Origin of the sequence: Cryobacterium fucosi (genome assembly GCF_004403515.1) — a bacterium.
GTDB classification, from domain to species: Bacteria; Actinomycetota; Actinomycetes; order Actinomycetales; family Microbacteriaceae; genus Cryobacterium; species Cryobacterium fucosi.
Genome location: NZ_SOHH01000049.1, coordinates 15,011 through 33,653 on the forward strand (window position 1 = coordinate 15,011; position 18,643 = coordinate 33,653).

The window sequence follows — 18,643 nt, forward strand, 5'->3', positions numbered from 1 at the left end:
CCCCGGTGGTCGAGCGTGCGCCGGTGGTCGAGTGTGCGCCGGTGGTCGAGTGTGCGCCGGTGGTCGAGTGTGCGCCGGTGGTCGAGCGTGGGCCGGTGGTCGAGCTTGTCGAGACCTGATCTCGACAAGCTCGATCACCGGTGGTGCTCGATCACCGCGAGCCGGTTTCGGGCTATTCGGCCGCGTTGGCCAGGGCCGGCACGGCTCCGACGCCGCGGATCGGAGGCGTGTGGAACGTGCCGCCGAAGACCCGCTCGCTCGCGCCGACCCGGTCGAGGTACGGTGTGACCCCGCCCATCTGGAACGGGTAGCCCGCTCCGAGGATCATGCACAGGTCGATGTCCTCCGCCGCGTGCACGACGTCGTCGTCCAGCATCCGCTTGATCTCGTCGGCGAGTCCGTCCTCGAAGCGGCGCTGGAGCGCCGTCGCCGTCATCGGGGTGGTGCCCCCGGCGACGATCTTCAGGGCACCCTTGTCGTACCCCTTGATCTTGCCCTTTGCGTCGCGCTCGAGAAGCTTGCCGTGTTCGGCGAGCTTGTGCAGGTTCTCGCTCTCGAAGAACCGGTCGGGGAACGCGGCGTGGTGCGTGTCCAGCACGTGCGCTCCCACCTTGAGGCCGACGAGTTCGAGGAGTTCGAACGGTGTCATCGGGAGTCCGAACGGGGCGATCGCCTCGGAGACGACGTCGAACGGGGTGCCGGTGTCCACGGCGTGCATCGCCTCGCCGAGTACCTTGGCGAGAATCCGGTTGACGACGAAGCCCGGGGTGTCCCGGGTGATCACCGCGTTCTTCTTCAGCTTGCCTGCGACGACCATGGCCGTTGACAGGGTGACGTCGTTGGTCTGCGGGGTGTTCACCACCTCGATCAGGGGCATGACGGCGACGGGGTTGAAGAAGTGGAAGCCGACCAGCCGTTCCGGATGGGCGAGCTTCGCACCGATCTGTTCGACCGACAGCGACGACGTGTTCGTGGCAAGGATGGCATCGGGGGCGATGTGCTTCTCGATTTCGGCGAAGACGTCCTGTTTGACGCCCAGCTCCTCGAAGACGGCCTCGATCACCCAGTCGGCGTCGGCGAACTGCGCCTTGTCCGTGGTGCCCGTGACCAGCGCGCGGAGCCGGTTCGCCTCGTCAGAGGTGATGCGCTTCCTGGTCTCCAGGGCGAGGATCTCGGCGTGGATGTACGCGACGCCCTTATCCACCCGTGCCTGGTCGAGGTCGGTGATGACAACCGGCACGCGCAGCCGCCGCACGAACAGCAGGGCGAACTGGCTGGCCATCAGCCCGGCGCCGATCACACCGACCTTCGTGATGGGACGGGCCAGCGCCTTCTCCGGGGCGCCCGCCGGCCGTTTGGCCCGCTTCTGCACGAGGTTGAACGCGTAGATGCTCGCCTGCAGCTGGTCGCCGGAGATGAGGCCGGCCAGCGAGTCGTCCTCGCGTTCGAACCCTTCCTGGCGGCTGCCGCTCTTCGCGGCCTTCAGCAGGTCGAGTGCGACGTAGGGTGACGTGGCGATGGTTCCGATCCGGCTTTCGAGCATCCGGCGGGCGATTCCGACGGCGACGTCCCATTTCACGAGCCGTTCGATCTTGCCCGGCACGTTCGGCCTGGCCACGGTCTCGGTCCCGGCGATGACCCGGTCGGCCCACCTGATGGAGCTCTCCAGGAACGTCGCCGAGGCGAACACGACGTCCGCGATGCCGAGTTCGAGGGCGCCCGAGGCCTTGAGCACCCGGTTTTTGAGCGGGTTCTCGATGATCACCGTGAGTGCGTTCTCGATTCCGACCAGGTTGGGCAGGAGGTAGGAGCCACCCCAGCCCGGGATCAGCCCGAGGGACACCTCCGGCAGCGCGATCGCCGGCACGGAAGCGTCGACGGTGCGGTAGTCGGCATTCAGGGCGATCTCGAGCCCGCCGCCGAGCGCGAGCCCGTTGATGAAGACGAAGGAGGGCACGCCCAGCTCGGACTGTTTGCCGAGGGCGTGGTGCCCGAGCTGGGCCAGGAGCTTGCCGGTGGCAAGGGACGGGATCTCGCTGACCTTGCTCAGGTCGGCGCCCGCAGCGAGAATGAACGGCTTGCCGGTGACGGCAACGCCGTGGATATCCCCACGCGCCGCCCGCAACTTCAGGGCATCCATGGTGGCCGCGAATTCGAGCAGCGTGACCGGGCCGAGGGTGTTCGGGCGGGTGTGGTCCCGCCCGTTGTCGAGCGTGACCAGGGCGAGGACGCGGCCCTGGGAGAGCGGGACATCCCGAACGAAGGAATGCGTGACGACCTCGTCGGCGGACAGGGCCACGAGCGGGGAGAAATCGAGTGCGGAGTAGTCGCTCATCGCTTACTTGGCCTTTCGGTTGAAGTGTGGGTTCTCCCAGATCACGGTGCCGCCCTGGCCGAGGCCGATGCACATGGCGGTAAGGCCGTAGCGCACCTCGGGGTGCTCGCTGAACTGGCGGGCAAGTTGGTTCATCAGGCGCACACCGGAGGATGCGAGGGGGTGGCCGATCGCGATCGCTCCGCCGTACTCGTTGACCCGCGGGTCGTCGTCGTCGATGCCGAAGTGGTCCAGGAACGAGATGACCTGCACGGCGAAGGCCTCGTTGAGCTCGAAGAGGCCGATGTCGGTGATGCTGAGGCCCGCCTTGCGCAGGGCCTTCTCCGTCGACGGCACCGGTCCGAGACCCATGACCTCGGGCTCGACGCCGGCGAAGGCGAAACTGACCAGCTTCATCTTGACCGTGAGGCCTAGTTCCCTGGCCGCCTTGCCGCTGGCGAGGAGGCAGGCGCTCGCGCCGTCGTTGAGCCCGGAGGCATTGCCTGCCGTGATCCGGCCGAACGGGCGGAACGGGGTCTTCAGGGTGGCCAGGCCCTCCAGGGTGGTTTCGGGGCGCGGGCCCTCGTCCCTGGTCGCCAGTCCCCAGCCGGCATCGCTGCGGATGGCAACGGGGACGAGGTCAGGCTGGATCTTCTCGGCGGCGTAGGCCGCGGCGACCTTCTGCTGGCTGCGCAGCGCGAAGCGGTCAGAGCGTTCCTTGGTGTACGAGGGGAAGCGGTCGTGGATACGCTCGGCGGTGGCACCCATGACGAGTGCATCCTCGCTGACCAGGCGTTCCGCCAGGAACCGCGGGTTGGGGTCGACGCCTGATCCCATCGGGTGGCGTCCCATGTGCTCCACGCCGCCGGCGATGGCGAGGTCGTAGGCGCCGAAGCCGATGGCCGCACCCATGGTGGTGACCGCCGTCATGGCGCCGGCGCACATGCGGTCGATCGCGAAGCCCGGAACCGATTTCGGCAGTCCGGAGAGCAGCGCCGCCGTGCGGCCGAGGGTGAGGCCCTGGTCACCGGTCTGCGTCGTCGCGGCGATGGCCACGTCGTCGATGCGTTCGCCGGGGACCGACGGGTTGCGTTCCAGCAGGCCGATCATGGCCTTGACCACCAGGTCGTCGGCCCGGGTGTTCCAGTACATGCCCTTTTCGCCGGCTCTCCCGAACGGGGTGCGAACCCCGTCCACGAAGACGACTTCTGCTCTATCGGCCACTTTGCCTCCATCAATCCAACGGGTGTCGGTCGATCCTAAGGTGACACCCTGGGGCAGAAGAATCGTTGGACGGTTCCTACGAACCCTCCTCCGAGGGCGCGTTGATCGTTTGGTGGACCTCGACAAAGGCATCGGCTATTCGTTGTGCGGTCAGTTCAATTTGCCATGCCCGGGCGCCAAGGGTCGCGAGCGCCTCGCCGATCGATTCCGAGTCGGTGGGCTCCGGCGGAGTCCACGCCATCCGGCGAACGTAATCGGGCGTCACCAGGTTTTCCAAGGGGATGGCGAACTCGTCCGAGATCTCGGCGAGCACGGCGCGCGCGGCCTTGAAACGCAGGTCGGCGTCCGGATTGCGGTCGGCCCAGGCGCGAGGCGGCGGAAGCGCATCCCCGTTGCTCCGGACCGAGGGGAGCTCGGTTGAGGCCAGGCCGGCCTGGATGGCGGCCCACCAGCGATCGAGTTCGCTGCGGCTGGCCCGTCCGCTGAATTCGCGGAGGTCGGCCAGCTCCTGGCGCGTCGTCGGCAACGTACGGGCAGCAGCGACGAGCGACGCGTCCGGCACGAGACGGCCCGGCGACACGTCGATGTCCTGCGCGAGCCGGTCCCTGGCGAACCAGAGCTCCCGGGCGACGGCGAGGTTGCGCTGGGCGCGGAGAGAGTGCACGCCGGAAAGCCGTCGCCACGGTTCGGCGCTCACGGGCTTCGACTCCCGGGTCAGCACGGCCGCGAATTCCTGACCGGCGATGACGGTCTTCTGGTCTGCGGCGAGCATGTCGACCATCCGGTCGCGCAGGTCGGGGAGCAGCTCGACATCGAGCGCGCCATAGACGAGCCAAGCCTCCGGGAGCGGGCGGGTGGACCAGTTGGCGGCGGAATGCTCCTTGGCCAGGTGGATGCCGAGCAGCTCTTCCACCACGGTTCCGAGGCCGACCCGGGGGAGCCCCAGCAGGCGCGCGGCAAGTTCGGTGTCGAAGATCCGTGCGGGGTCGAGGCCGACCTCGCGCAGGCAGGCCAGGTCCTGACTGGCGGCGTGGAAGATCCATTCCTCGCCCGCGAGGGCGTCGTTCAGCTCGTGGAAGTCGCCGATCGCCGGCGGGTCGAACAGGAACGTGCCCGCGCCGCGACGGTAGATCTGGATCAGGTACGCGCGCTGCGAGTAGGTGAACCCCGAGGCACGCTCGGCGTCGACGCCGATCGGCCCGGTGCCGCCGACGATCGCCGCGGTCGCCGTCAAGTAGGCATCCCGCGTGTCGATCACGTGGTGATCAACCACGTCCGGTTCGGCGTGTGGACAACATGCTCACTCCTTCGCCAGTGGGTGGAAGACCTGCAAGCATGCAGAGCAGTTCACCCCATCCTTCGACGTGGGCGGTGAGATTGTGGTCCAGCGGTGTCCACGAAGCTCTCAACTCTATCTGTGCGCCATCGCCCTGCCTGGCAAGTTCGCCGAAGCCTGACGAGATAATCTTAGTCGCAGTCCCTGATGCAGCCGTATATCGGGCGCCATGAGCGTCGAGCGCGTCGACCAGCCAGGCCCAGGCGACCTCGGCCAGGAAGGGATCGAGGCCGATGTCCGTCTCCAGCGGGGCCTGCGCGAAACAGACAACGCGGAAGGCGCCGCCCCATGCCTCGGGCTCGTCGGGGTCGTAGAGCAGGATGAAGCGGCCGGTGCCGAAATCGGAGTTGCCGCCGTGACGGCTCGGCGTGATGTCGGCGGAGAGCGCCACGGCATGCGGGGCGAGGTTGCCCGGCGCGGCGATCTCGTTCACGACCAGTTCGACCCTGGACTGAGCACGCCGAACGGCCGCGAGGGCGGCGGCGAACTCCGGCGGGAGTGGTTCCTGTGTTTCGGGCACGAGTGCAGACTAGAGTTTTTTCAGGGTGCCGTACGCGAGGCACGCCGGGCAGGCGGAGGTAACGGATGGGCAGACGATTGGAACGCGGCGGACATCCGGCGCGGATCGCCGCGGTGACCGGGCTGATCGGTGTCGCCGCGGTGGCCGTGGCCGGCGTGGCGGCGAGCGTCCTGTCCGGCGTCATGGCCCGCCGGATCGTCACCCCGTCCATGAAGCGCACCGACGATGTGCGGGTGGAGGCGGTGGACCTTGCGGCGGGGACGATCACGCTGCAGTCCACTCCGGACTCCGTGCTCCAGGGCGACTACAGCTTCTGGTTCTCCGGCGACCGCGGGCATGCGCACCTGGGGGAGATCCTCCGCAGCACGCCGGCGGCGGTGACCCGGCGCATCCTGCGGGTCGACCACGGCGACCTGGCCGAGGCACGGCACGGCCGTCTCGGCGGGTACTCCTTCCTCGGTCCCTGGGACCTCGCGGTGGAGTACGACGACGTGCTCATTCCGACCAGGGGCGGGGATGCCCCGGCCTGGCTGATTCCGGCGACGGTTTCAAGCGGGCGCTGGGTGATCCAGGTGCACGGCCGGGGCGTGCGGCGGCAGGAGACCCTGCGGGCTGTGCCGGTCTTCCGGGACGAGGGATACACCGCCCTGCTCATTTCCTACCGGAATGACGGTGACGCCCCCGTGAGCGCGGACGGGCGCTACGGGCTGGGCGACACCGAGTGGGAGGATGTCGAGGCGGCCATTGCATTCGCCGCGGGCCGCGGAGCGACCGAGATCGTGCTGATGGGGTGGTCGATGGGCGGCGCCATCGTGCTGCAGGCGGCCACCCGGTCCCGGCTGCGAGAACTGATCGTCGGGGTCGTGCTGGATTCGCCCGTGATCGACTGGGCCGATGTCGTCGCTTTCCAGGGAGGCAGCCTGGGTCTGCCGGGGATGGTGTCCAGCGGTGCGATGCAGGTGCTCGGCCGGCGCTGGGGCGGGCGGATCACCGGGCAGAGCGCCCCGATCGACTTCGGCCGGCTGGATTTCGTGTCCCGGGCGGGCGAACTCGATATGCCGGTCCTGCTCATGCACAGCGACGACGACGGTTATGTGCCGGCGACCGGTTCGCGGGCGCTGGCCGAGCGGCGACCCGACATCGTCACCTTCCTGCCGTTCACGGTCGCCCGCCACACCAAGCTGTGGAACTACGACCGGGAGAGCTGGAACCAGGCGATCACGACCTGGCTGGCCGCCCTCCCGCCGAGGTGACCCTTGCCTCTGCGCGCGGCGGTCCCGTCAGACGGCGGTCTCGCGGAGCCGTCGTTTCGTGCGGGCGAGCATCGCCGTCATCCCACGGATGCGCAGGGGCGACACGGCCTTCGTCAGGCCGATCGACAGCGGGTAATCGTCGGGGACGGCCAGCACCTGCTCCGTGCTGAGGCCGTCAAGGCCCTGGGCGAGGATCGACGCGAAGCCCCTGGTGGTCGGCGATTCCCGGGGCGCCGTCGCGTACAGGTGCACGGACTTGCCGGCGTCGTCATCGACCTCGACGAACATGAACACGGGGGACTGGCACTCGACGACCCGCTCGAGCAGATCGGGGTGCTCCTCGTACCGCGCCGGGAGCGCGGGCAGCTCGCCCGCGAACTCGAGCAGGAGCAGCAGGCGGTCAGGTTGCTCGAGGGCGAGGAAATCGTCTCGGATCTCGGCCAGTTTCGCGGGCAGTTCGGTGGAAGTCATCGGAGGTATTCTGCCACGCGACGCTGAGGGGCGGCGCGCGGCGGGTGAGCCGGAATCAACCGGTGGGAAGCGATCAGCGGGGGAGCGGGGCGGCGCCCGGTTCCGTGCCGAGCACGATCGGCACCTGCACGGCGTTGCCCCATTCGGTCCAGGAGCCGTCGTAGTTGCGCACACCCTCGAAACCGAGCAGGTGGGTGAGCACGAACCAGGTGTGGCTGGAGCGCTCCCCGATCCGACAGTAGGCGATCACCCTGTCGCCGTCTGCGAGGCCGGCCTCGCCACGGTAGATGGCGTCGAGTTCGGTCCTGGTGCGGAACGTTGCATCGGGTGCGGCGGCGCGGGCCCACGGCACCGACGCCGCCGACGGGATATGGCCGGCGCGGAGGGCGCCCTCCTCCGGGTAGGCCGGCATGGTCGTGCGCTCCCCGCTGTACTCCTCAGGGGACCGCACGTCGATCAGCGGGTTGCCGAAGTGGGCGAGCACGTCGTCCTTGAACGCGCGGATGGGCGCGTCGTCACGGGGGACGACCGGGTAGTCGACGGGTGCCACCTGGCTGGCGGTGGTGGTGGTCTCGCGCGCCTCGGCGATCCACTTGTCACGGCCGCCGTCAAGCAGACGCACATCACGGTGGCCGAAGAGGGTGAACACCCACAGGGCATACGCGGCCCACCAGTTGTTCTTGTCGCCGTAGATGACGACCGTCGTGTCCCGTGCGATCCCCTTGGAGCCGAGCACGGCCGCGAACGCGGCGCTGTCGACGAAGTCGCGTTTCACCGGGTCGTTCAGATCGGTGTGCCAGTCGATCTTGACGGCGCCGGGGATATGCCCGGTCTCGTACAGCAGCACGTCCTCGTCGGATTCCACGACGACGATTCCGGGTTCGCCCAGGTGCGCCTGCAGCCAGTCGGTGGACACGAGCCGCTCGGGGTGGGCGTAGGCGGCGAATTTGGGGGCCGGATCGAGTTCGACGGACATGGGAACAACCTCCAGGGAGCGTCGGAACGACACAGGATTGATTTGACTGCGGTTTAGGCTGGTCAGCGCCCGCTCTTCGAATCTACGCGGTGTGGGCGGCGAGCGCATCCGGCAGATTCACCCGGAGGCGGGTCCGCATCAACCGACACAGAAACGCGGGTGTTCCACCATGGCTCCAGAGGCGCCTCGCCGTCGGCCTCGGCTGGTCGATCGTTCCCCGAGCATCACCGGAGCCGAAATCGTCGCCGAGCTGGTGCCCCCGCCCCAGTTCGAGCACGCCTCCTTCGATTCCTACCGGCCCGACCTCGACTTCCCTTCGCAACTCGAGGCCGTCGAACGGCTCAGCGCCTTCGCCGGCGCGTGGATGCCCCAGCGCCCCAGCGGCTTCTTCTCCCGCACCCGCAAACCCAAACCGGAGCTTCCCGGCATCTACCTCGACGGCGGCTTCGGGGTGGGCAAGACGCACCTTCTCGCCGCGCTCTGGCACGCGACCCCCGGCCCCAAGTACTTCGGCACCTTCATCGAGTACACGGCGCTGGTCGGCGCCCTCGGCTACGCCGCCACGGTCAAGCAGCTCTCCGGCGCCCGCCTGATCTGCATCGACGAGTTCGAACTCGACGACCCGGGCGACACGATGCTGATGACCCGGCTGCTCGGGGAGCTCGTCGCGTCGGGGACCCGCGTCGCCGCCACCTCGAACACCCCGCCGAACTCTCTCGGCGAGGGCCGTTTCGCGGCGATCGACTTCCTCCGGGAAATCCAGGCGATGTCGGCGAACTTCGAGATCGTGCGGATCGACGGACTCGACTACCGCCGACGGGACATCGAAGGCCACGCGATCGCCGTGTCAGCAGAGGTGCTCGACCATCTGGTCGGGGCGCTCGTGGAGCGGGGATCGACCGTCACCCTCGACGATTTCGGCGCCCTGATCCGGCATCTCAGCACGGTGCATCCGTCGAAGTACATCAAGATCATCAACGGCATCGACGTGATCGCCCTCACCGACGCCTACCTGCTGACCGACCAAACGGATGCCCTGCGCCTGGTGGCCTTCATCGACCGGGTCTACGACGCGGAGATCCCGGTCATCGCCAACGGCCAACCGCTCAACGAGGTCTTCGACGACGAGATGCTTTCCGGCGGGTACCGCAAGAAGTACCAGCGTTCGCAGTCCCGCCTGGTGGCGCTGACCACAGGGGAGCTCCCGCCGCACGACTGACGGGCCGCCCCGGTCGGGTGCCCGGGCCAGTGGCAACTCGGAAACGCGATGTTAACACGTTCGCCGTCCGCGTAACGCGGCCGAAACATCCGCGCGCATTCGCCGAAACCTGACAGTTCCAAACTGACTCTGTACCCGCCGAGACACGAACAACTGCTCACCCTGTGCACGTCGACGGCAATCCTTAGTTAGAGAGAGGTAACCATGCCCATGGTTGAACTGTCAGTCCTGCTGGACGCCACAACGGATGAACTATCCCTGAACCTCAATTCCCTGTGGCTTCTCGTCGCGGCGGCCCTGGTGCTCCTGATGACGCCCGGTGTCGCGTTCTTCTACGGCGGCATGGTCAAGGCGAAGAGCGTCGTCAGCATGATGATGATGAGCTTCGGGGCGATGGGTGTCGTCGGTGTGCTCTGGGTGCTCTACGGATACGGCCTGGCGTTCGGCCCGGCACTCATCCCCGGCTTCCTGGGCAACCCGTCGTCGCTGCTCGGCCTGAGCGGGCTGCTCGGCGCCGGCAAGGACGGCGCTCTCGCGCCGGACCTCAACGGTCTTGCCTTCGCGGGCTTCCAGGCGACCTTCGCCATCATCACCGTCGCCCTGATCTCCGGCGCGATCGCCGACCGCGCGAAGTTCGGCGCCTGGCTGATCTTCGCCGCCGTGTGGTCGACCCTGGTCTACTTCCCGGTGGCGTACTGGGTCTTCAACCTCGCCGACGGCTGGGCTCCCGCCGCGCTCGGGGTCAACGACTTCGCCGGTGGCACCGCGGTGCACATCAACGCCGGAGCCGCCGGGCTGGCCCTTGCGCTGGTCCTCGGCAAACGCGTCGGCTTCAAGAAGGGCATCTCCAAGCCGCACAACGTTCCGTTGACCCTGCTCGGTGCTTCCCTGCTGTGGTTCGGCTGGTTCGGCTTCAACGCCGGCTCGGAGGCTGCGGTCGACGGCATCGCCGCCCTCGCCTGGGTGAACACGCTCGTCGCCCCCGCCGCCGGCATCCTCGGCTGGCTGATCGTCGAGAAGATCAAGGACGGCAAGCCGACGTCGATCGGTGCCGCGTCCGGCGCCGTCGCCGGCCTCGTCGCCGTCACCCCGGCCTGTAACATCCTCACTCCTGGCTGGGCGATCGTGCTCGGAGTCCTCGTCGGCGCGGTCTGCGCTGTCGCCATCGACCTCAAGTTCAAGTGGGGCTTCGACGACTCGCTCGACGTGGTGGGCATCCACCTTGTCGGCGGAATGATCGGCACCCTGTTCATCGGCATCTTCGGTTCGGGCATCGGCCTCCTCGACACGGGCAGCCTGGCGCAGCTCGGGGTGCAGGCGCTGGCCGCCTTCGGAATCGCGATCTTCTCGTTCGTGATGGCGTACGCCATCGGCTGGGTCATCCAGAAGACGATCGGCTTCCGGATCAACAACGAAGACGAGGTCGCCGGGGTCGACACCATCGTGCACGGCGAAGAGGGTTACGCACTCGACGCGGTCTGACTCACGAGCCCCTCGGGCGGTGCTGGGGCGGAGTCCGGTTTCGACCGGGCGCCGCCCCACGTCATGCCGAGGCCGGCCATAGTCCCGCCCCCAGCCGTTGTCCAGCCCCTTGTCGTAAGACAGCCCCAGTGAAAGGCTCGTCCTGCTGGCGATGAACCCGAACATCGCGAGATTCCCCGCCACGGTTTTCTTCCAACGAAAGCGTGTCGGGGAATTTTTTGCCCGGGGGGTTCGTGCCGGGCGCGTGGAGGCTGCCCTCCCGATAGCGTGGGGTAGACAGGACGCGGATGCACGCCGTGCGGGGGTCCTGTCGCCGGCCCAGAGCCGGTGCGTCAGCACTGCCGCTGCAAGGGCGGACACCGGAAGGATCCAATGTTTGATTTCCTGCTCAGTCCCATTCCCGGGTTCATCGTGTTGGCGGTCGTCGCCTTCCTGATCGTGCTGCTCTACGCCCGGTCGATCTACAAGAACGCCGGCCCGGACGAGGCGCTCATCATCACCGGCAAGAAGTCGAAGAAAACCATCGTCGACGGCGCCACCCTCGAGCAGTCAGGGCAGCGGGTCGTGCACGGCCAGGGCGTGTTCATCACCCCGTTCTTCCAGAAGGCCTTCAAGATCAGCCTGCGCAGCCGTGCCATCGAGATCACGGCGATCGCCCAGGACAAGATGGGTATCACCCTGACGGTCGAAGCGGTCGCCATCGTCAAGGTCGGCGACGACCCGGATGCCATCCGCGCCGCCGCCCAGCGCTTCCTCGGGCAGGACAAGAACATCGACAACTTCGCACTCGAGGTGCTGTCCGGTTCACTGCGTTCCTCGATCGGCGCGACCGACGTGATGACGATCATCCAGAAACGCGACGAACTCGGCGCCTCGGTGCTCGCCACAGCCCGCGAATCGCTCGCCAACCAGGGCCTCGACGTGGATTCGTTCGAGATCAAGGGCATCAGCGACGCCAACGATTACATCAAGGACATGGGCCGCGCCGAGCAGGCCAAGGTGCGCCGCCAGGCCGAGGTCGCCGAGCACCAGGCCAACCGGGAGGCCCAGGAGGCCGCGATCGCCGCCGAACAGGCCATCGCCGTCGCCCAGAACACCCTCGCGCTGCGCCGCGCGGCCCTGCAGCTCGACACCGACAAGGCCGCCGCCGAAGCGGCCGGCGCCAGGCCGCTCGCCGAGGCCAAGACCCAGCAGGCGATCGTGCAGGAGCAGGAACTCACCGCCCAGCGCCGGGCGAGCCTGCGCAAGGCCGAGCTGGAATCCGAGGTGAACGCCGTCGCGGATGCCGAGGCCTACCGCATCCGGGTCACCGCCGTGGCGGCTGCCGACGCGGCGGTGACCGCGGCAAACGCAGACCGGGACAGCCGCAAGGCGAATGCCGAGGCGATCCGAGCAGAGGGCCAGGCCAACGCCGACGCCATCCTCGCCCGCGGCGCGGCCGAGGCCGAGTCCACCAGACTCAGTGCGGAGGCCGTCGCCCAGCAGTCGGAGGCGCTCATCCAGCTGCGGATGGTGGAGATGCTGCCCCGGATCGCCCACGAGCTCGCGGCGCCGATGAGCAACATCGACAACCTGACCGTCATCTCGACCGATGGCGCGAGCCAGCTCAGCAAGAACGTGGCCGCGGGCTTCACCGAGGTCGACGCCGTGCTCTCCTCCACCATGGGGGTCGGCATCCGCGACCTTCTCGGCAGCCTCGTCGGCGGCGCGGTCGCCGGGCAGGGGTTCGCGATGGCAGCGGCACCGACCGATCCGGCAGGTGAGCCGGCACGATGACGCGCGCAGCGCCGGAGCCGATTTCGGCTGTTGGGCCGCCCCTGGCGGGCCGCGCATCGGCCAGCCAGCGGTGGTCACAGCTGGTCTTCCTGCACTGGCGGGTGGACGCGGCGATGGTGTCCCCTTTGCTGCCCGCCGGACTCGTTCCGGATGAGTACGACGGCAGCAGCTGGGTCGGCCTGATTCCGTTCGTGCTGGACCGGGCGACGGTCTGGGGGAGCCCGCCGGTGCCGTACGTCGGCAGTTTCGTCGAAGTCAACGTGCGTCTGTACGCCGTCGATGCCGATGGCCGCCGCGGAGTGGTCTTCGTGTCGCTGGAGGCCTCGAGACTCGCCGCGGTGATCGCGGCCCGGGCCCTTTTCCGGATCCCGTACCGCTGGTCCCGCACCGGGCTCGCCAGGGCGGTGGGGGAGCTCGGCTACACCTCCCGCAGGCACCTGGCTGCTTCCATCCGGACCGAAATCCTGGTGCGCCCAACGGACCATCCCGTCGTCGGCGACGCCCTGGCCGACTTCCTCACCGCGCGATGGGCGCTTTTCACCACTGTGCGCGGACGCACGGTGCACCTGCGCAACCACCATGAGCCGTGGCCCTTGTTCCGGGCAGAACTCGTGCGGCTCGACGACACCCTTCTCGCTGCGGCCGGGTTCCCGGGCGTCGCCGGCCGTCAGCCCGATTCCGTGCTCTACTCGCCGGGGGTGACCACTCGGTTCGGGTGAGCCGAGACGGGTCCCGCACCAGGACGCCTGCCTGTAGCCGAGGCTCTACCGGGCACTGCCGGTGACCGCGGCGCTGTCCCGGATTCCGCTGTCCCGGATTCCGCTGACCAGGTGCCGTAGCGCCCGCTCGTAGTGCTCATCACTGCCATAGGCGCTCATCTGGTCGGCGACGGCGACGGTCAGGGGGAAGCGCTCGGCGGGCAGGGCGGCGATCATCGCGCCGATGACTGGGCCGGGGTCCTGGCCGATCCGGGCCGCGGCGCTGCGGGCGGTGGCGAATGCCGACCAACCGTAGTTGAGGGCCAGGATGCCGCAGAAGTCGGCGACCGCGTCCCCGCCGGTAACCCCACCGCGGCGAAGGATGTCCAGGGCGAGCTCGCCGATCCGGGTGGCGTTCAGGCCGGGGTTGGGGTGGGTGAAGAGCGGGATGATGGCCCAGGGGTGCAGGGCCAGCAGCATCCGGTGTGCCCGCGCGAAGGCGGCCAGGTCCGCTGCCCAGTCGCCGCGGGGTTCCGGGGTGGCGAGGCGGCCGAGGATCCGGTCGAGGAGCGCGTCGACGAGTTCGTCCTTGGTTGCGAAGCAGCGGTAGAGGGCCATCGGCGAGGAGCCCAATTCCGTGGCGACGGCCCGTATCGTGAGGGCGTCGAAACCCTGCGCGGAGACCCGCTCGGCAGCGTCGAGGATTCCCTCGGGGGTGACTGAACTGCGGGGGAGACGCTGGCGGGCGGCGGGCGGGAAGGGCCCGCGGGCCTCCGGCGCACCACCGGCGGACTGTTCGTCGTGGGCGCCCTGGCCTTCGCCGCCGCCGCGACGGTGCTGACCTCGACCTTCGACTGGCCGGACATCCTGCGGGAACCCGCCGACGTGGTCCTGCCGGCCTTCGCCGCGGGCGGCCAGGGACTCGTCTGGACCTGGTTCGCGACGGCGTGGACCTACGCCATCCTCGCCGTCCCCCTCCTGCTCCTGCCCGCAGTGCTCGGCCGGGCCGGTGACCCGGTGCTCAAGGCGGCGACCTCGATCGGCGCGGCCTCGGTGCTCCTGTCGTTGATCGGCTTCCTGCGCTGGGTGTTCGTGGTGCCTGCTCTGGCGGACAGCTATGTCGCCGGGGACGCCGGCACCCGGGCGGCCGTCGGCGTCGCCTGGGTGGCACAGCACCAATTCGGTGGGGCGCTCCTCGGCGAACACCTGGGCCAGGTCCTCGCCGTCGCGTGGTCCGTTGCCGTCTCCGTGATCATCCTGCGCACCCGCGTTCTGCCGCGCTGGCTGGGCGCCCTCGGCCTGGTGGCCGGAGTGCTGTACCTGATCAGCCAGGGCGAGGTGCTGGCGACCGCCGTACCGGGCTTTCCGATCTGGGAGCCGGCCGGCATCCTCGGCAGCTCGGGCTGGGGCCCGTGGGTGGCCGCTCTCGGGGTGACGCTTCTCGTGCGGCCTGTCGGTCGGGCCCGCGGGGCGGGCACCGCGTCGGCCACGGAACTGCGGATCCCCGTCAGAGCGTGATCCCGAGAACGCTCGCCCCCAGTCCGGCGCACAGCACCGCGACCAGGACGAACAGCGCAGCCCAGACGATGCCCGGAACGTGGGTGAGCCGGGCGAGCTGGTCGGCATCCGATGAGAGTCCTCCGCGGCGGGAGCGGGACACCTGCAGTTCGAGCGCGGTGCGCAGGGCGCCGAGGAGCAGGAACGTCGTGATCAGCAGGGCGCCGATTCCCTGCACCAGGGGAGTGCCGAACCAGGTGATCACGAGGATCAGCGTTCCGGTCACCAGGACCGACCACAGCCCGAACCAATTGCGAATCTGCACGAGGATCAGCGTGAGCGCGACCAGCAGCAGCCAGAGCAATCCGCTGGCATAGCCGGCGCCCAGAATCGTGGCCGCGGCGAGCCCGAGCAGGGCCGGCGCGGTGTAGCCGGCGAGCAGGGTGAGGACCATCCCGAGTCCTCGCGGTCGTCCGCGGCTGACCGTGAGCCCCGAGGTGTCAGAGTGCAGGCGGATGCCGCCCAGCCGGCGCCCGGTCAGCGTCGCCACCAGGGCGTGGCCGCCCTCGTGCGCGATCGTGATCAGATGGCGTCCGCGCCGCCACAGCGCAGGAACCAGGACGAACAAGCCCGCGGTGAGGACGGTGAACAGCGCCGTCGCGGTGGGGAGCGGGTCCTGGGGGGCGCAGATGCGCGCCCAGAGGCCGAGAAGAACGTCCACCGGCTCAGAGGCCTTCGGCGATCGTGGCCGTTGCGTGCAGCCAGGCCCGGCGGGTGCGCGGGGCCAGGGCATGGATGTTCAGCGGTCCGCCGGCGACGATGGCCGGGTCGTGCGGCACGTCGCAGACGGCCCGGGTGAGCTGGCCGAAGTGGTCGTGAAGCCGCCTGGAGAGCGCGGCGTCGACGGTCGTGGCCGGTGCGGTGAGGATGGTGACGGCCCGTGCGACCTTGTCGGCGTGTCCCTTCTGGCGCAATCCCTCCAGGAGCGCCGCCGCACCGTACCCGGTGTCCTCGTGAATCGTGGAAACGACGACGAGCTGGTCGGCCGTCTCGACCGCGGCCTCCCAGTTGGAAGCGCGCATATTGTTGCCTGTGTCGACAACCAGGACGCGGTAGAACCGGCTGAGAACGGCGTAGAGCCGCCGGAATGCCGGTCCGTCGATGGTGGACACGCCCGCCGGGTCGAGATCGGATGCCAGGGCGTCGAACTGGGCATCCCCCTGGGGGTGCACGTAGTTGTCCAGATCGCCGAGTCGAATCGAGCGCCCGTTGTCGAAACGGCCCAGGTCCTGCAGAAGATCGAGGGCGGTGTTGGTGTGGCCGGTGGCCATGACCCGCACCCCGAGGTTTCCCATCGACTCGTTGTTGTCCCACGCGAGGGTATACCCGCCGCGGTGCATTCCCATGGTCGCGGCAATCAGCAACGTCGCGGTCGTCTTGTTCGCTCCGCCCTTGGGATTGAGCACAACGATCGTCTTCGGGCCGTCGAAGTCGGCCTGAACCCCGGCGATCGCCCGGCGCTGCACACGCTCGGCGCTACCCGGGCCGCAGGCGATGCGTCCGCGGGTCAGTCGCACCACCCGCCCCTGCCAGCCATGCCGGGCCGGTCCCGCTGTCGAGGGGTTGGCGGGCGGCTGCGGGCTGAGGAACCCGGCACGAGCGGGAGAACCATCGGTGCTGGGGGTATGCAGCGTCATGGTCGTACTCTTTCCGTCGTGATTCATCGGTGTTGAGCCTCGTCGGGAACGGAGCTTCAACGTCCTCAACCGTAAGAGGTTCCCGGCGGTCGTCCAAAACCGGCCTGCGGTGGGCGTGCGACGCCGGGGCGATTCGGTGCCACACTGGGGCGCAACAGCAGCTCCGCCAGAACGGAGGTGGGAGTTGGGAAAGGCCAGGAGCCGACAGGCCGCCGCCGCGGCCTCGGGCCTGTTCGCGCCGCGAGACCCGGTGATGGACCTCGCCCGAGTCGCCAGCCTCGGCGTCGTGGTGATCGGGCACCTTTTGATGCTGGGAGCGTCCATTGCCGGCGACCACCGGCTGGTGGTCCAGCGCACGCTGACCCTGCAGCCCTGGTTCACGCCCGTGACCTGGATTGCCCAGGTCATGCCCTTGTTCTTCGTTGTGGGGGGATTCGCCGGCGTGACGAGCTGGCGCCGGATCGAGGCGCGGGGTGGAACCGCAGCCGTCTTCATCCGAGCGCGGGTGCTTCGCCTGGCCTGGCCCACCCTGCCGTTGTTCGCGTTCCTGGTGCTGGCCATCCTCGTCATGCACCTGGCCGGGCTGTCCCCTGACACGGTGCAGGAGATCGCGACCGGGGTCGTCTCGCCGTTGTGGTTCCTCGCCGCGTACACCTTCTGTCAGGCCTTCCTGCCTGGTATGGCGACGCTGCACGCGCGCGCGCCTGTTCGACTGCTGATCGGCCTTGGCGGCGCGATGGTGATCGTCGACGCCGTGCGGATGTGGACGCACACGCCGGAACTCGGCCTGCTCAATATGACCTTCGTCTGGCTCTTCGTGCAGCAATTGGGTCTGTGGGCGGCCGACGGCTGGTTCGGCCGCAGATCGCGTCGATTCCTGCTCGCGCTCGCCGGCGCGAGCTACGCGCTGCTCGGTCTGATCACGACCGTCGGACCATATCCGGCGAACATGCTGGAGAACCTCAATCCGCCGACTGTTGCCCTGGCCGTGCTGGCCCTCGGGCAGTTCTCACTGGTGATGGCCGCGCGCCCGCAGCTGGAGCGACTGATGCGGAGTGCGGTCGTTCGGCGCGTCGTGGGCGGAATCGGTGCGCGGATGATGACGGTGTACCTCTGGCACCTTCCCGTTCTGGGGATCATCGTGGGAACGATGCTGCTCCTGCCCGTGCGGGAGCCGATCCCGGGCGGCACGGGCTGGTGGCTGACCCGACCTCTGGTGCTCGCGGCCGCCGTGGGCGCCCTGATCGGGGTCGCGGCGTTGTTCGGCCGATTCGAGCATCCGGCCCGGTCGCCCGCCGGTGCCGAGACGGAGGTGCACGACTGGCGCGTCGGCGTGTCGACCGCGCTGATGATCGTCCCGCCGTTCACGATCATGCTCTTCGGCCTCAACCTGGGCATTGCCGTGACAAGCGAGGTGTTGTTTGCCATTGCGGTGCTGTTGCAGTCGCCGCTGCAGCTGAAGGCGCCGCTACGCGAGGATGCGGACCAGGGCCACCAGGATCGCCGCCAGGGCCAGCACGATCGCGGTGATGGTCAGCCTGCGGCCGCGCGCACCGGCCGGGATGACGCCGAAGGCCTTGCCGGAGAGCATGACGCCGATGGTCGCAAGAATGAGCCCGGCAGCGGGAACGGGCGAGGCCAGCGCGATGCCGGCCACTGACAGCCAGAATCCCGGCATGCGCCCCGGGGTTTTCGACCAGTCAACCCGAGGGGCGCCGAGTCCGAGGAGGCCGTTGCCCTCCATGTTCGCGCGCGGGTCGTCCACAGGCGACTCCTTCCGTCGCGTCAGTCTTGCACGATCCGCGCGGCCGGAGCGGCGAAGGCGCAAAAAAACCCCGGGTGACCGGGGTTTCTCATGTGTGGGCGATACCGGACTCGAACCGATGACCTCTTCCGTGTGAAGGAAGCGCGCTACCAACTGCGCCAATCGCCCATTGTGGCCGGAGCTGCAACCACGAGTCTTGATACTAGCCCAGAGCCGGGATGCTGCGCACATCGACAGGGGCGCAACACGCCGTGTCGGCTCGGTTTGAATATGCGGCGGAGTATCGGCTAGAGTCTTCAAGCGCGCAGAAATGCGCGCAGTTGCGGATGTGGCGCAGTGGTAGCGCATCACCTTGCCAAGGTGAGGGTCGCGAGTTCGAATCTCGTCATCCGCTCGAATTGAATCGGCCGCAAGG

At 68.7% G+C, this 18,643-nt stretch carries 16 protein-coding genes and 2 tRNA genes; 8 read left to right on the top strand and 10 right to left on the bottom strand.

Features of this window, described 5'->3' with window-relative positions; all coding sequences use genetic code 11:
- Positions 1–172 precede the first annotated feature (172 nt).
- From E3T48_RS05300 to E3T48_RS05315, 4 genes are all read right to left on the bottom strand, one after another.
- Entirely contained in the window at positions 173–2,335 is a 2,163-nt protein-coding gene (locus tag E3T48_RS05300; RefSeq protein ID WP_134522787.1) for a 3-hydroxyacyl-CoA dehydrogenase NAD-binding domain-containing protein, read from the bottom strand.
- A gap of 3 nt (positions 2,336–2,338) precedes the next feature.
- Positions 2,339–3,538 carry a thiolase family protein gene (locus tag E3T48_RS05305; protein ID WP_134522788.1) on the bottom strand — a complete coding sequence of 400 codons (1,200 nt, stop codon included), beginning with the start codon at positions 3,536–3,538 and terminating at the stop codon, positions 2,339–2,341.
- A 76-nt stretch (positions 3,539–3,614) separates the two neighbouring features.
- Positions 3,615–4,811: a ribonuclease D gene (locus E3T48_RS05310; RefSeq protein WP_134522789.1), complete on the bottom strand. Its 1,197-nt coding sequence runs from the start codon at positions 4,809–4,811 to the stop codon at positions 3,615–3,617.
- Complete coding sequence (locus tag E3T48_RS05315) at positions 4,804–5,394, bottom strand: DUF3000 domain-containing protein (protein WP_134522790.1); 591 nt, start codon at positions 5,392–5,394, stop codon at positions 4,804–4,806. Before E3T48_RS05315 ends, E3T48_RS05310 begins: the two co-directional genes overlap by 8 nt.
- A gap of 65 nt (positions 5,395–5,459) precedes the next feature.
- Here E3T48_RS05315 and E3T48_RS05320 point away from each other — a divergent pair, with 65 nt between their 5' ends.
- Positions 5,460–6,647, top strand: coding sequence for an alpha/beta hydrolase family protein (locus E3T48_RS05320; RefSeq protein ID WP_134522791.1), 1,188 nt, complete (start codon positions 5,460–5,462; stop codon positions 6,645–6,647).
- A gap of 27 nt (positions 6,648–6,674) precedes the next feature.
- Here E3T48_RS05320 and E3T48_RS05325 read toward each other — a convergent pair whose 3' ends face one another.
- Both E3T48_RS05325 and E3T48_RS05330 read right to left on the bottom strand, forming a co-directional pair.
- Positions 6,675–7,118, bottom strand: coding sequence for a SufE family protein (locus E3T48_RS05325; protein ID WP_134522792.1), 444 nt, complete (start codon positions 7,116–7,118; stop codon positions 6,675–6,677).
- A 73-nt stretch (positions 7,119–7,191) separates the two neighbouring features.
- A complete protein-coding gene (locus E3T48_RS05330) occupies positions 7,192–8,094 on the bottom strand; it encodes a sulfurtransferase (protein WP_134522793.1) in 903 nt (300 codons plus the stop codon).
- A gap of 169 nt (positions 8,095–8,263) precedes the next feature.
- Between E3T48_RS05330 and zapE the strand changes: the two genes are divergently transcribed.
- The 4 genes from zapE to E3T48_RS05350 all read left to right on the top strand — a co-directional run bounded on the left by zapE (position 8,264) and on the right by E3T48_RS05350 (position 13,290).
- Complete coding sequence (zapE, locus tag E3T48_RS05335) at positions 8,264–9,313, top strand: cell division protein ZapE (protein ID WP_134522794.1); 1,050 nt, start codon at positions 8,264–8,266, stop codon at positions 9,311–9,313.
- A 210-nt stretch (positions 9,314–9,523) separates the two neighbouring features.
- Positions 9,524–10,795, top strand: a complete 1,272-nt coding sequence (locus tag E3T48_RS05340; RefSeq protein ID WP_134522795.1) for an ammonium transporter — start codon at positions 9,524–9,526, stop codon at positions 10,793–10,795.
- Positions 10,796–11,167: 372 nt separating this feature from the next.
- Positions 11,168–12,571, top strand: coding sequence for a flotillin family protein (locus tag E3T48_RS05345; protein WP_134522796.1), 1,404 nt, complete (start codon positions 11,168–11,170; stop codon positions 12,569–12,571).
- Positions 12,568–13,290, top strand: coding sequence for a YqjF family protein (locus tag E3T48_RS05350; RefSeq protein WP_134522797.1), 723 nt, complete (start codon positions 12,568–12,570; stop codon positions 13,288–13,290). Before E3T48_RS05345 ends, E3T48_RS05350 begins: the two co-directional genes overlap by 4 nt.
- Positions 13,291–13,335: 45 nt before the next feature.
- On the opposite strand, the gene E3T48_RS17160 is transcribed toward E3T48_RS05350, so the two are convergent.
- Positions 13,336–13,974, bottom strand: a complete 639-nt coding sequence (locus E3T48_RS17160) for a TetR/AcrR family transcriptional regulator (protein ID WP_277613514.1) — start codon at positions 13,972–13,974, stop codon at positions 13,336–13,338.
- Between the two features lie 33 nt (positions 13,975–14,007).
- On the opposite strand from E3T48_RS17160, the gene E3T48_RS17165 reads away from it, so the two are divergent.
- Positions 14,008–14,787, top strand: a complete 780-nt coding sequence (locus E3T48_RS17165; protein WP_134522799.1) for a DUF4386 domain-containing protein — start codon at positions 14,008–14,010, stop codon at positions 14,785–14,787.
- Here the strand turns inward: E3T48_RS17165 and E3T48_RS05365 are convergent.
- Together E3T48_RS05365 and E3T48_RS05370 are read right to left on the bottom strand one after the other, a co-directional pair.
- Positions 14,777–15,487: a M50 family metallopeptidase gene (locus E3T48_RS05365; RefSeq protein ID WP_241986671.1), complete on the bottom strand. Its 711-nt coding sequence runs from the start codon at positions 15,485–15,487 to the stop codon at positions 14,777–14,779. The two genes, E3T48_RS17165 and E3T48_RS05365, sit on opposite strands and share 11 nt — an antisense overlap.
- Positions 15,488–15,491: 4 nt before the next feature.
- A complete protein-coding gene (locus tag E3T48_RS05370; RefSeq protein WP_134522801.1) occupies positions 15,492–16,463 on the bottom strand; it encodes a MinD/ParA family ATP-binding protein in 972 nt (323 codons plus the stop codon).
- A gap of 184 nt (positions 16,464–16,647) precedes the next feature.
- Here E3T48_RS05370 and E3T48_RS05375 point away from each other — a divergent pair, with 184 nt between their 5' ends.
- On the top strand, positions 16,648–18,123 hold the full coding sequence (locus tag E3T48_RS05375) for an acyltransferase family protein (RefSeq protein WP_134522802.1): 1,476 nt from the start codon (positions 16,648–16,650) through the stop codon (positions 18,121–18,123).
- A gap of 200 nt (positions 18,124–18,323) precedes the next feature.
- Here E3T48_RS05375 and E3T48_RS05380 read toward each other — a convergent pair.
- A tRNA-Val gene (locus E3T48_RS05380) sits at positions 18,324–18,396 on the bottom strand.
- A 154-nt stretch (positions 18,397–18,550) separates the two neighbouring features.
- On the opposite strand from E3T48_RS05380, the gene E3T48_RS05385 reads away from it, so the two are divergent.
- A tRNA-Gly gene (locus E3T48_RS05385) sits at positions 18,551–18,622 on the top strand.
- Positions 18,623–18,643 lie beyond the last annotated feature (21 nt).